The 13,469-nt window shown below is 70.1% G+C and carries 11 protein-coding genes; 9 read left to right on the forward strand and 2 right to left on the reverse strand.

The features are described from left to right. Nucleotides 1-18: 18 nt before the first annotated feature. Nucleotides 19-990 carry an ATP-binding cassette domain-containing protein gene (locus tag AB0C84_RS03140; RefSeq protein WP_361060573.1) on the forward strand — a complete coding sequence of 324 codons (972 nt, stop codon included), beginning with the start codon at nt 19-21 and terminating at the stop codon, nt 988-990. Further along, the gene (locus AB0C84_RS03145; RefSeq protein WP_179844754.1) at nt 987-1,760 is read left to right on the forward strand and encodes an ABC transporter permease; all 774 of its coding nucleotides are present in this window, start codon (nt 987-989) and stop codon (nt 1,758-1,760) included. The genes AB0C84_RS03140 and AB0C84_RS03145 overlap by 4 nt, the downstream gene beginning before the upstream one ends. 348 nt (nt 1,761-2,108) lie before the next feature. Here AB0C84_RS03145 and AB0C84_RS03150 read toward each other — a convergent pair whose 3' ends face one another. Further along, a complete protein-coding gene (locus AB0C84_RS03150; RefSeq protein ID WP_361060824.1) occupies nt 2,109-2,711 on the reverse strand; it encodes a hypothetical protein in 603 nt (200 codons plus the stop codon). A 182-nt stretch (nt 2,712-2,893) separates the two neighbouring features. After that, nucleotides 2,894-3,523, reverse strand: coding sequence for an LUD domain-containing protein (locus tag AB0C84_RS03155; RefSeq protein ID WP_361060575.1), 630 nt, complete (start codon nt 3,521-3,523; stop codon nt 2,894-2,896). Between the two features lie 159 nt (nt 3,524-3,682). Between AB0C84_RS03155 and sigJ the strand changes: the two genes are divergently transcribed. The 7 genes from sigJ to AB0C84_RS03190 all read left to right on the forward strand — a co-directional run bounded on the left by sigJ (nt 3,683) and on the right by AB0C84_RS03190 (nt 13,447). After that, nucleotides 3,683-4,621: an RNA polymerase sigma factor SigJ gene (sigJ, locus tag AB0C84_RS03160; RefSeq protein WP_361060577.1), complete on the forward strand. Its 939-nt coding sequence runs from the start codon at nt 3,683-3,685 to the stop codon at nt 4,619-4,621. Between the two features lie 428 nt (nt 4,622-5,049). After that, complete coding sequence (locus AB0C84_RS03165; protein WP_361060579.1) at nt 5,050-6,645, forward strand: phospholipid carrier-dependent glycosyltransferase; 1,596 nt, start codon at nt 5,050-5,052, stop codon at nt 6,643-6,645. Nucleotides 6,646-6,827: 182 nt separating this feature from the next. Further along, complete coding sequence (locus AB0C84_RS03170; RefSeq protein WP_361060581.1) at nt 6,828-8,228, forward strand: DUF6801 domain-containing protein; 1,401 nt, start codon at nt 6,828-6,830, stop codon at nt 8,226-8,228. 143 nt (nt 8,229-8,371) lie between these two features. Then, nucleotides 8,372-9,385 (forward strand): cupin-like domain-containing protein, encoded by a 1,014-nt coding sequence (locus AB0C84_RS03175; protein ID WP_361060583.1) that lies wholly within the window; start codon nt 8,372-8,374, stop codon nt 9,383-9,385. Nucleotides 9,386-9,640: 255 nt separating this feature from the next. Next, nucleotides 9,641-10,948, forward strand: a complete 1,308-nt coding sequence (locus tag AB0C84_RS03180) for a DUF6801 domain-containing protein (RefSeq protein ID WP_361060585.1) — start codon at nt 9,641-9,643, stop codon at nt 10,946-10,948. Nucleotides 10,949-11,056: 108 nt separating this feature from the next. After that, complete coding sequence (locus tag AB0C84_RS03185) at nt 11,057-12,214, forward strand: DUF6801 domain-containing protein (protein ID WP_361060587.1); 1,158 nt, start codon at nt 11,057-11,059, stop codon at nt 12,212-12,214. Between the two features lie 9 nt (nt 12,215-12,223). Then, nucleotides 12,224-13,447, forward strand: coding sequence for a lipase family protein (locus tag AB0C84_RS03190; protein WP_361060589.1), 1,224 nt, complete (start codon nt 12,224-12,226; stop codon nt 13,445-13,447). The last annotated feature ends 22 nt before the right edge of the window (nt 13,448-13,469 follow it).

Genomic DNA, 13,469 nt, shown 5'->3' on the forward strand with positions numbered 1-13,469 from the left:
CCCCCAAGGAGCAGCACCATGACCGACCTGGCCATCGCGGCGACCGGACTGCGCAAGTCCTACCGCGACAAGAAGGGCGAGAAGGTCGTCCTGGACGGCATCGACCTGTCCGTCCCCGAAGGAACGATCTTCTCCCTGCTCGGCCCGAACGGCGCGGGCAAGACCACCACCGTCCAGATCCTGTCCACGCTGATCCGGGCCGACGCGGGCGAGGTCCGGGTCGCGGGGTTCGACCTCGGCCGCCAGGCCGACGACGTGCGCGGCGCGATCGGGGTGACCGGGCAGTACTCGGCCGTCGACAAGCTGCTGACCGGCGAGGAGAACCTCCTCCTCATGGCCGACCTGCGGCACCTGCCGAAGAGCGAGGGCAGGCGCAAGGCCAGGGAACTGCTGGAGAAGTTCGACCTGGTGGACGCGGCGGGCAAGCCGGCCTCCACCTACTCCGGCGGGATGCAGCGCCGGCTGGACCTGGCGATGACCCTGGTCGGCGACCCGCGCCTGATCTTCCTGGACGAGCCCACCACCGGCCTCGACCCGCGCAGCCGCCGCGCGATGTGGGGCATCGTCCGCGACCTCGTCCGCAGCGGCGTCACCATCTTCCTCACCACGCAGTACCTGGAGGAGGCCGACGAACTCGCCGACCGCATCGCCCTCCTCGACAACGGGCGGCTGATCGCCGAGGGCACCTCCGAGGAGCTGAAGCGGCGCATCCCCGGCGGCCACATCCTGCTGAAGTTCGGCGACCCGGGCCGTCTCGACGCCGCCGCGCTCGCCCTCGGCGCCGGCACCCCCGACCCCGAGACGTTCGCCCTCCAGGTGCCGAGCGACGGCAGCGTCCGGATGATCCGGGACGTGCTCGCCGTCCTGGACGACCACTCGATCGAGATCGACGAGATGTCGGTGCACACGCCCGACCTCGACGACGTCTTCCTCACCCTCACCGGCCGCCAGGCCGACGGCAGCACCGACTCCCAGGAGGCCCTCCGATGAGCACCCTCGCACTCGCCGCGCGCGACTCCTCCACCATGGTCCGGCGCCAGCTCAAGCGCATCGTCCGCTACCCGTCGATGACCGTGCAGCTGATCATCACGCCCGTCATCATCCTGCTGCTGTTCGTCTACGTCCTCGGCGGCACGCTCGGGGAGGGGCTCGGCGGCGGCCGCGACGCCTACGTCAACTACGTCGTCCCCGGCATCCTGCTCATGACGGCCGCGACCGCCGCGACCGGGACCGCCGTCATGGTCGCCACCGACATGACCGAGGGCATCGTCGCCCGCTTCCGCACCATGCGGATCTCCCGGGCCTCGGTCCTCACCGGCCATGTCGTCGCCAGCGTCGTCCAGCAGCTCTTCGGCATGGCGGTCCTCGTCGGGATCGCGCTGGCGATCGGCTTCCGCCCGAACGCCTCCGCCGTCGAATGGCTGGCGGTCGCCGGGATGCTGACCCTGTTCGCGGTGGCCATCACCTGGCTGTCGGTCGCCCTCGGCCTCAAGGCCCAGACTCCCGAGGCCGCCAGCAACGCCCCGATGCCACTGATCCTGCTGCCCTTCCTCGGCAGCGGCTTCGTCCCCACCGACTCCATGCCCGCCGTCCTGCGCTGGTTCGCCGAGTACCAGCCCTTCACCCCGATCATGGAGACCGTCCGCGGCCTCATGCTCGGCACGCCGATCGGCAACAGCGGCGCCATCGCCACCGCCTGGTGCGCCGGCCTCGCCGTCCTCTCCTACCTCTGGGCCAAGCGCACCTACAACAAGGCGTGACCGTGAACCGGCCGACCAGGGCCGTCAGACCGAAAGGTCTGGCGGCCCTGAACGCTTTCGCGCCCAGAACAGCGCGCGGCCGCTGTCGCCGTCGGGGATGAACCGCCGGCCGAGAGAGCTTTCCGGAAGGTCCGGCGCCGTGGCGTCGCCCCTGAGGAGGACGGCGCCGGGATCCAGCGCCCGGGCGCGTTCGACAGGCCCCCGGAATTGGAGAAGCCCAGGGGCCTGTCTGAATAGCGTGCTGCAGTGGCTCGGCCCGGGAGGCCGAGCAGTCCCCGGCCGGCGGATCAGCCGCCGGCCCCGCGTCACCGTCTCAAGCGTCCATCGGCATCCGTGTTCTCCGCGGAGTCAGCCGGAAAACGTGATCTTGCCGAAGTCCACCGCATATCCGCCCTCCTCCTTCTTCATCAGGAGTTCGGAGCGAGCGAGCTCGCTGACCTCGTAGGAGAGCCGCAGTTGGGTGACGGCATAGCCCATCTGCTCCAGAGCCGCCAGCTTCGCCGGGTGGTTCGACATCACGCCGATCTCGGTGCCCACCTTGAGATCGGTGAGAGCGGTCTTGACCACGGCGTAGCCCCGCAGATCGCGGGGCGACCCCATCGCCTCGTACGCGGCGTAGGAGTTGACGCCCTGGACCCGCTGCATCTCCAGGCCGCGGAGCTTGTGCAGCAGTCCGGCTCCCCGGCCCTCCTGGTCGAGCAGATAGACGACCACGCCCCGGCCCAAATTGTCGATCTCCCGCATGGCCGCGATGAGCTGGGCCTTGCAGTCGCAGTCCAACCCGTCGAGGGTCTCGCCGGTGAGGCAGGCCGACTGCGGTCGGACGGCGGTCCCCGGCAGACCGAGATCGCCCTTGTGAATGCTGAGGCAGCGAGCGCCTGATTCGTCCTCGTGCAACGATACCGAAAATGTCCCATGTGCTGTTACCAGCACGGTAGTAGCCAGTATCATCTTATTGTCCAATCTTTTCTTTGTTAACGCCGTAATACGGCCTATGTAAGAGACAGTCCGTCTCGCTCGCTGCTGGGCAACTGCGCTTGCCGGAACTGTCGCGGCGCAGACCCATGGCTGCAGAGCTCACCCGACCGGACGTGGCACCAAGGGTGTCCGGCGGACGAACGGGTGGGGGGCGTTCAGAATCCGATGGTTTCGCGGAGGAGGAGGACGGTGCCTCGTCCAGGCTGGTATTCCGCGTTGAGGATGAGAAGGCGGTTGACGGCGCTGGGCGTCCCATAGGCCTTCAGGGCGCGGGCGTTCTCCAGCGGCAGGCAGTGGTCTTCGACGCGCCGCAGGGCGGCGGTCAGGTCGGGGACCACCTTCTGCGCCCCGGCGATCCAGATCGCGCGGGCGGCGCCGCCGGAGTAGCCGGGCAACTGGCTTCCGCTGCCCGAGGCGATCACGAGGGAACCGGTCTCGGTGACCGCGTGGACGCTGCCCACGACGACATCGGGGGTGGCGCACAGCCGCCGGATCTCGTCCGTCCGGGTGGCGCGGTCCATGGTCAGGATGCGCGGCTTGACGGCCGCGTACCGTCCGCTGCCGTTGATGTCCTCGTCGAGGCCGGACAGGCGGAGCGTCTCGCTGGCCCCGGTGAACACGCTGGCGCCCTCGGGGATCAGCTCCCTGACACGGGTGCGCGCGGCGGCGGCGTCATCGAGGATCTCGACGGTGAAACCGTGCGCGGCCAGCGCGGCGGCCGCCCGCTCAAGGCGCTGCGCGGACGCCGGTTCGGTGAAGGGTGTCGTCGGCACAGAGGTGGTCATGATGTCGCTGGGCTCCTGTTCGCTGGAGGGTGGGTCTGTCGCAGGGGTCGACAACACGGGCCACCAGAATGTGAGGCGCCGGCGTCGGCCTGACATTCCGGGGAGCTGCCTTGTCGATCTGGTGAGGGCGGAAGCGACCAAGGGGGAGTTGTCGGCACCATGACCAGCCGATCCGGGCAGGGACGCGGCCGGACCGACCCGGGCCTGGACGCGATCATGAGCGAGCGGCGGCGTCTGATCGGCCTCGCCTACCGGCTCCTGGGCTCGCTGGCCGAGGCCGAGGACGCCGTGCAGGAGACCTGCACCCGCTGGTACGCCATGTCCCGGCAGCAGCAGGACGCCATCGAGTCCCCCGGCGCCTGGCTGACGACGGTCACCAGCCGCATCTGCCTCAACCTGCTCGGCTCGGCACGGGCCCGGCGAGAGACCTACGTCGGCGACTGGATCCCCGAGCCGCTGCCCGAACGCACGGGATGGATCAGCGGGCGGTCGGACGGGGCGCCCGCCGACCCCGCCGACCGGGTCACCCTGGACGAGTCGCTCAGCCTGGCCTTCCTGGTCGTGCTCGAATCGATGACCCCCGCCGAGCGCGTCGCCTTCATCCTGCACGACGTCTTCCGCCACCCCTTCGCCGAAGTGGCCGAGATCGTCGGCCGTAGCCCGGCGGCGTGCCGCCAACTGGCCTCCTCGGCCCGCCGCCGCATCCGCGTCGCGCGGCCTTCCGCGACTCCGACCGCCCAGCGCGCCGGCGTCGTCAGGGCGTTCATGCAGGCGTGGGAGGCGAAGGACATCGACGGCCTCGTCCGCCTGCTCGACCCCGACGCCAAGGCGACCGCCGACGGCGGCGGCCTCGCCATCACCTTCCTTGAGCCCATCGAGGGCGGCGAGCAGATCGCGCGCGCCTGGATCGAACTCGCCCGGCACAGGCCCGACGACATGACGTTCCACGAGCGGACTGTCAACGGCCAGCCCGGACTCGTCGCCCAGCAGGACGGCGCCATTGTGACGGTCTTCGCCTTCCAGGTCGAGGGCGACCGGATCCAGCGCATCTGGGTAGTGCGCAACCCCGACAAACTCCGCCCCTGGACGGCGGACTGAGAGGCCCGTGCCGTCGAGCCCGCTGCTGGCTGCTGCCTGACTGCGGATGCCCGCACGGCTCCGCCGGACTGCGGGACGTTCGCTTGCGGCGGCTGCTTGCCTGCGGATGCCCGCACGGCTCCCGGCGGGATGCGGGGACGTCCGCTTGCGGCTGCTGCTGGGCGGCAGGGTGTCTGCTGGTGCTGCTTCTGGGCTGTGGGGGTTCGCTTGTTTTCGTGGTGCGGAAAATGCGCGATGCGGGACAGGGGTGTTCGGGAACTTTATCGTTTGGTTCTATAACGGCATTCGGGTTCCCAGGGAAGGGCGAAAGAAAACTCACAGGGTTGAGTAATCGGGCCCCTTTCTTCGTCGCGGACTTGGTTCATCCGGCGGTCCGTCGCTCATTACGGTTCTTCTCCCCGTCCACGCCGAAGCGAAGGGGGAGTACGGTGACCGCCTCCGCAGCGGTGGAAGAACCGGCGTCCGCGATCGACGCGCCGGCCGGTCGGCGCGCGTCCCTGTGGGGCTGGGGCGGGCCGGTGCTCGTCGCGGCGTTCGCCGGGTTCCTGGTGTTCCATCGGCTCGGCACCCCGCACGCGCTCGTCTGGGACGAGACGTACTACGCCAAGGACGCCTGGGCGTTCCTGCACTACGGGGTCGAGCACAACTGGCGCGTCGGAACGAACGGCGAGCCCGCCAACTCCTATTTCATCGCCGGACACCCGGTGGCGGGGCTCGCCGGCGGTGGCGAATGGGCCGCGCATCCGCCGCTCGGGAAGTGGCTCATCGCCGCCGGAATGGCGGTCTTCGGCTCCGGTCCGTTCGGATTCCGGTGCGCGGCCGGTGCGGCGGGGGTGCTGGCGGTCCTGCTGCTCGCCCGCATCGCACGGCGGCTGACCGGTTCGACCGTCCTCGGGTGCGCGGCCGGGCTGCTGCTCGCGCTGGACGGCTCGTGGCTGGTTTCCAGCCGTGCGTCCATGCTCGACATCTTCCTGCTCGTGTGGGTACTGGCCGGGTTCGGCTGCCTCGTCGCCGACCGGGACAGGACGCGGGACGCTCTCTCCGCGCGTCCTGATTCCGGAGGGCTTGGCGGGCCGTTCGTCTGGCATGGGTGGCGGCTTGCCGCTGGGGTCTGCTTCGGCCTTGCCTGCGCCACGAAATGGTCCGGCGTCTACGTGCTCGTGTTCTTCTGGGTGCTGGCACTGATCTGGGACGGGAACGCGCGCAGGGACGCCGGGGCCGTCCGGCCGTGGCGGGGCATGTTCAAGCTCGACCTCCTGCCGTCGCTGATTCAGGTGTGGGTCGTCGCCGGGGTCGTCTATCTGGCCAGTTGGTGGGGCTGGTTCGCTTCCGGGACGCCCCTGCAGAAGGCAGTCTTCGGGCAGAACGTCCCAGGGTTTCAGCGGCGGTGGGCCGAGGCGCATCCGAGCGGCTTGTGGCCGTCGTTCCTGGACCCGCTCCGGTCGCTGTGGCACTACCACGCGATCACTCTGGACTTCCACAGCGGCGTGACGCAGGCGAACCCCGCCCAGTCGTGGCCCTGGCAGTGGCCCGTCCTCGGGCATCCGGCCGTCATCTGGCGCACCTCCGTGCCGCAGGGACGGGACGGCTGCGGCGCCGTGAAGTGCGTCAGCGAGATCTCCCACCTGGGGACGCCTGCCATCTGGTGGTTCTCCATCGTCGCGGTGCTCGGCATGGTGGTCTGCGCGTTCGCGGCGCGCGACTGGAGGGCCGCGGCGGTCCTGGGCGGCTACCTCGCGAGTTGGCTGCCCTGGTTCCCCGCCGCGCTCGCCGGCCGGACGATGTACTCCACCTACGCGCTGCCGATGCTGCCCTTCGCGATCCTCGCGATCGTCCTGCTCTTCGACGGCGTCTCCGCCCCCTACCGGGACCGCCCGGTGCCGCGCCTGCTGCTCGGCGCCACCGGGGCCGCCTACCTCGCGCTCGTCGCGGTGAACCTGGCCTACCTCCTGCCGATCCTCACGGGCCAGCCCGTCCCGGAGGCCGGATGGCAGGCGCGCCTGTGGCTCCCCGGCTGGACGTGACCTCTCGCCAGCCCGCACATTCGCAGCAGCCCAGGGCCCGCAGCGACTCAGGTTCCGCAGCGACTCGGGTTCCGCAGCGACTCAAGTTCCGCAGCGACTCGGGTTCCGCAGCGCTCAAGTTCCGCAGCGCTCAAGTTCCGCAGCGACTCAGGTTGCGCAGCAGTTCAGAGAGGTGATCGACGATGAGGACCCCGGCCCGTTGGAGGCTCGGCGCCGTGACGGTCGTCGGGCTGGGCGTGCTCGTGACCGGGTCGCTGCCGGGCGGCGCGGCTCAGGCACGGGCGCAGGAGGCCGACGCCGTCCTGACCTACGCGTGCCGCCTGCCATCCGGGACGTCGCAGGAGGTCGGCGTCCGAGTCCGGGGGACGTTCCCCGCGACGGGGACGGCCGGGCGCCCGGTGCAGCCGGGGCGCGTCACGGCGACCGTGACGATTCCGAAGGCCGCGGTGCCCGAGGTGGGCGCGCTCGGTGGTGCCGCCGTCGTCGGCACCGCGGAACTCGGCGTTTCCGTCCGGCAGAACGGCAAGGCCGCCGCCGCGGCGTGGCCGGGGCTCACCACGCCCGCCACCCCGATCGCGGACGGCGCCGACCTGGTGCTGGCCGCGTCCGGGGACGTCCCGCCGGTCACGCCCGCCGGGACCGGCGACCTCACGTTCACCGCAGGGAAACTGGCGCTGGAGCTGAGCCCGCGCGACGCCCACGGCGGAGTCCCCGAGGACGCGAAACCGCCGATCACCATCGGGTGCGAGCCGTCCGGGGAGCACGTCCTCGCCACGGTTCCCGTGCCCGCCGGGACGGCTCCGGCGAAGACCGCACCGCCGAAGACCGCACCACCGAACGCCGCGCCGCCGAAGACAGGGAATCGGACCGCCGCCGAGGCGCCCGGTGAGACTCCTGCCGAGTGCGGGAAGTTCACGGGGCCCAACGACGACTGGTACTCCGGCTGCGTCTACCTGTCCGGGTTCTCCAACGTCACCAAGCTCAAGGGCGCCGCGATCCTCAACGACCCGGAGTTCGGCCGCCCCGCCCTCACCAACCTCGTCTACTCGCTCACCGACACCGGCGCCTCCGTCCGGCAGCGGTTCGTCTCACCGCTTCGGTCGCGGTCGACGTTCCTGACCTTCGGTTTCATGCCGACGACCGCGACGATGGAGATGACGCAGCGTCCCCTGAGACCCAGCGAGGACTACGGGACGTTCGAGGCCGTCAGCGACATGCAGACGGGCATCCAGTCAGTCAACGCCCACATGCGGATGTCGATCCGCATCTCGGACGTCTCCGTCAACGGGACACCGCTGGACGTCGGCGAGAACTGCCGCACCGCGGCGGACGCCGACATCGTCCTCAAAGGCCAGATGACCAGCGTGCTGGAAGGCGGGACGCTCGACGGCTCGTTCCGCATCCCGCGCTTCACCGGATGCGGCGCCGGCGAGGACCTCGGCCCGCTGTTCAACGGCACCGTCTCCGGCCCCGGGAACCTGCTGCGCGTCAGCCTGGGCGCCACCTGCATCCCGGACGCCGACATCAGCTGTCCACCAGCCGTCCCCACCCCCGCCCGCACCACCCCACCCCCCACCCACTGATGACGACCACGCCAGTTGGACGAGCGCCTGTTGGACGAGCGCCCGTTGGGCGACTGCCTGTTAGGCGACTGCCTGTTGGGCGACTGCCTGTTGGGCGACTGCCTGTTGGGCGACTGCCTGTTGGATGACACGGAGGGAACGTTGTGACCGATTCGCGACCGAAGGACCAGTGGCGTCGCTGGATTGCCGAGAACCTGTTGCTCGGCAATCCGCCGGAGGTGATTCGCGCGGCGCTGGCCAGTAACGGGTTCACCGAGGAAGAGGCCGCCCGTGAGGTGGCCGGTGCGCTGGCGAGCCCCTACGTGCTGGGTGCGACCCGCGTCGCCAACCGGCTTCGCAAGCGCGAGTGGACGCTGACCGTCTACGGGCGGCTCGCCCGGATGCGCGCGGACGGTGGTGAGATCGTCCGGCGGGAGCGACTCTCCCGGGACGAGTTCTTCGAGGAGTACTACTTCCAGAACCGTCCCGTCATCATCACCGGAATGCTCAAGTCGTGGCCCGCGCTCACGAAGTGGGACTTCGGCTATCTGCGCGAGACGTGCGGAGGCAACGAGGTCGAGGTGCAGTTCGGGCGCGAGTCCGACGAGAACTACGAGATCAACGGGCCGAAGCACAAGAGGCTCATGCCGTTCCGCGAGTACGTCGACATGGTCGAGGCGGCCGGGACGACCAACGACTTCTACATGACGGCCAACAACGCGTCCCGAAACCAGCAGGCGTTGGACGTCCTGTGGGACGACATCGATCCGATCTCCGAATACCTCGATGGCGACGAGGCCCGGGGGCGCAGTTTCTTCTGGCTCGGTCCGCCCGGTACGAAGACGCCCTACCACCACGATCTGACCAACAACTTCATGGCGCAGGTGATGGGCCGCAAGAAGGTCAGGATGGTGCCGATGCACGACACCGCCCACGTCTACAACACGCTGCACTGCTACTCGGAGGTCGACGGAAGCGACGTCGACTACGACAGGTTCCCCGCCATGCGCAAGGCGCAGGTGCTGGAGTGCACGCTCGCTCCAGGGGAGCTGCTGTTCATCCCGATCGGATGGTGGCACTACGTCGAGGGCCTCGACGCCACGATCACGATGAGCTTCACCAACTTCCTGAAGTACAACGACTTCGCCTCGGACTACACCACCTACCAACACCTCTGATCTTTTCGCGCCCGTGATTCGAGCGCCGGATGACAAAGCTCGGAAATGTTGTCGTCCGGCGATCGAATGCTGCCCGGTAAATGGCGGAGAAGTGTTGGAATGTGCGCACTTGACGACACTTTTCAAAAGCCGTTGGACGGTGAGCGTGAAGGTCTTCGTTTTTGTCAGTCGGCCGTGGAGACTCGCCCGATGGCGGCCGGTAATTTACCGCCTCGAAACGTACGGGAAATCTGGTTCCGGACGAAAGGCAGAAAGTTGGACGACAAGCTCGGTTCGCGCAAGCGGCGCACGGCCAAGGGCCTCGCGACCGCGGCCATCGGGGGCCTCGGCCTCTCCCTGCTCGGCGTCGTCGGCGCCGGCCCCGCCCTGGCGGACCCGATCCACCAGACGCTGAACTTCCACTGCGTCTTCCCGCTGATCGGCAACCAGCCGCTCACGGTCGACATCGACAGCGACTTCCCGTCCAGCATCAAGGTCGGGGAGCTGTCGCCGCCGTTCCACATCAAGTCGACGGCGCACATCACCGGCACCATCACCAACGGCCTGCGCGCGGTGAAGGCCGTCACGCTGGAGGGCACGGCCTCCGCCGACTCGGTCGTGTCGGTGCCCGAGGACCCGAACCTGCCGGTCGCGACGGACGTCGTCATCAACAAGGTCGACATCCCGCAGCAGGCCGGGGCGACCTGGGACCTGGTCGCCGAGGGCGACGCGCCGCAGCTGGTGTTCAGCCAGACCGGCGAAGGCAAGATCACCATCGTCGGGCTGACGCAGCACATCAACCCGAAGAAGGCCGACGGCACCGAGGTGTGGGCCGGCGGCAAGGACGTGACCTGCACCAAGGACCCGGGGCAGGACGAGCCGTTCGCCCACTTCACCATCACCGACGGCGGCACCCCAACCCCCACCCCGACGCCGACTCCCACTCCCACGCCGACCCCGACGCCCACGCCGACCCCGACGCCCACGCCTACCCCGACTCCGACCCCCACTCCTACGCCGACTCCCACGCCCACCCCCACGCCCACCCCGACTCCGACCCCCACCGGTGGTGAGCACTACGACTTCACCCTGTCCGGTGAGACGTTCGTGAAGGCGCCGAACGGCAAGGCGCCCCTGACCGGTTCCGTCGGCGCGGACCTGAACCTGGACACCGGCGCCGTCTCCGCGGACCTGAAGCTCGCCCCGACCAAGGGCAACTTCCAGATCCTCGGCTTCCTGCCGGTGACCGCCGACATCGGCCTCGTCACGCAGGGCCCGACCACCGGCCTCTACAAGGACGGCCAGCTCACGACCAACAGCAAGGTCATCACCAAGCTGACGTCGTTCAACGTGTTCGGCGCCATCCCGATCGGCGGCGGTGAGAACTGCCAGACGACCGAGCCGTCCGACGTCCAGCTCCAGTCGCCCGCGGGCGAGTTCTTCGACCCGGGCGTCGGCGGCAAGATCAGCGGGCGGTACTCGCTCTCGTCGATCGACCAGTGCGGGCCGCTGACCGGCATCCTCAACCTCTTCACCGCCGGTGACGGCAACACCATCGACCTGACCCTCACGCCCAAGGCGTGACGGCGGCGGTGAGCTGACGGTCAACCAAGACGGGCCCCCGCCGCGCCGCGAACGCGGACAGCCGCGGGTGCGGCGAGGGGCCCGTCCCGGACGAGGCGAGGTCGACAGGTGACGAAGAAGAAGAGAACGGGCGCCGCCCTGGCCCTGGCCGCCGCCCTGCTGGCGTCGAGCCTCGCCGGCGCGGGCCCCGCCGCGGCGGGGCCCGCCACCCTCGGGCTGGACTACCACTGCACGTTCCCGCTCCTCGGGCCCCAGCCGGTGCACGTGGAGCTCAGCGCGGACGTCCCCGACCGGGTCGCGGTCGGCGAGGTCATGCCGGGGATCGTCGTCGACTCGGTGTCGACGGTGGGCGCGGAGTCCGCGCGGGGCCTGCGGGCGCTGTACGCGACGACGCTGGAGGGCCACGCGCTGGCCGACGCGACGCTGACCGTCCCCGAGATGCCGGACGGCCTGCCCGTCGAGGTCGACTCCGCGCTGGACAGGACGCCCATCCCGGCGTCCGGCGGCTTCACCGTGAAGGGGCGCGGGACGGCGCCCGACCTGACGTTCACGCAGGCCGGGCCCGGCAAGGTCACCGTCGGGAACCTCGTCCTGACGCTGACCCCGCGGACGGACGACGGCGGCGCCTCCGGGCTCGGCACGTTCGAGTCCGAGTGCACGCAGGACCCGGGGCAGGCCAACGTCCTCGCCTCCTTCGAGATCGTGGACAAGGACGGCGGGCCGGGGGCGGCGCCGTACTCCTACACGCTCAAGGGGTCCTCCACGATCAAGGCGTCCGGCGGGACCATCCCGCTGACGGGCGCCCTGGACGCGAAGGTCGACGGCGGCGCGGTGACCGGCGGCCTCACGCTCGACCCGTCCAAGGCCCGGTTCCAGATGCTCGGCTTCCTGCCCGTGACGGCCGACGTCACGTTCGCCGCCGAAGGCGGGACGACCGGGACGTACAAGGACGGCGTCCTCACCACCACCTCAAAGGTGACCGCGCGCTTCCCCGCGTTCACGGTGTTCGGCTTCCTGCCGGTCGGCGGCGGCGATGGGTGCCGGACGTCCCAGCCGTCCGGCATCACGCTGACCTCCGCCGCCGGGTTCGACCCGAAGGCGGGCGGTGCCCTCACCGGCGTCTACGAGCTGGCGCCGATCGACGGCTGCGGCGCCCTGACCGGCGTGCTCGGCTCCTCCCTCGCCGGGCCCGGAAACGCGATCACCATGACGCTCACCCCGAAGCCCAGCGGCCAGATGCCGAGCAGCCCGAAGAAGACGAGCTAGGAGCAGGCGATGCCGAAACACCACTACCGGCGCACGGCGCTCCTCGCCTTCGCGCTCGTGCTGCCGGCCGCGCTCTGCGCCGTCCCCGGCTCGGCCCCGCCCGCTTCGGCGGCACCCGCGGCCGAGCCCGGGCCCGCCGGGGACGCCTTCTACACGCCGCCTTCGCCGCTGCCGTCCGGGTCCCCGGGTGACGTCATCCGGGCACGTCCGGCGAAGGCGGGTCCGCCGGCCGCGCGGTCGCTCGCCGACGCCTGGCAGGTCATGTACCTGTCGACCAATGCGCTCGGCAAGCCGACCGCCGTCACGGGGATCGTCCTCGTGCCGAAGAAGGCGGACGCGTCGAAGGCTCCGATCGTCGGGTTCGGCCCGGGGACCAGCGGCCCGGCGTTCCGGTGCGCGCCGTCCAGGTTCATCGACCAGGGCGCCTTCTACGAGCAGGCCGCGCTGAACGAGATGCTCGGGAAGGGCTACGCGGTCGCCGTCACCGACTACGAGGGCTACCACGAGAACCCGGCGACGACCTACGTGGTCGACTCCATGGGCTACTCCGTCATCGACGCGGTCCGTGCGGCGCAGCGGCTCACCGAGACGGGCCTGTCGAAGGACGCGCAGGTCGCGTTCCGCGGCTACTCGCAGGGCGGCGCGGCCGCGATGTGGGCGGGGCAGAAGCAGCCGGAGTACGCGCCGGAGCTGAAGCTCGCGGGAGTCGTCGGCGGCGGCGTGCCGTCCGACCTCGCCGCCGTGGGCCTGCCGCTGGAGGGGCAGGACCCGTTCGGCTTCCTCCTCTACTCGATGGTCGGCATGGACCACGCCTACCCCGAGCTGGACCTCGCGTCCTACCTCAACGACGCCGGCCGCGCCATGGTGGACGGCCTGGAGGGCGGCGCCTGCACGCTGGAGCTGCTGCTCGGCTACAAGGGCAAGACGATCCCCGACTACTTCACCACCAGCCCGTTCGCGACCGAGGCGTGGCTGGACCGGGTGGCGGAGAACCAGCTCGGCGCGGAACCCGTGAAGGTCCCCGTCTTCCAGTACCACTCGGTCTCGGACGAGATCGTCGCGTACGGGCAGGCCAAGCAGCTCCGGGACGACTACTGCAGGCTCGGCGTCCCCGTCACCTGGAAGACGTGGGACGGCGTCAGCCACATCACCCTCGTCTACCGCGGAAACGAGGACGCGTCGGCGTTCCTCGCGGACCGCTTCGCAGGCAAGCCCGCCACCTCCAACTGCTGAACCCCGACCGCTGACGGCACGG

Source organism: Actinomadura sp. NPDC048955 (assembly GCF_040649435.1).
Classification (GTDB): Bacteria; Actinomycetota; Actinomycetes; order Streptosporangiales; family Streptosporangiaceae; genus Spirillospora; species Spirillospora luteofluorescens.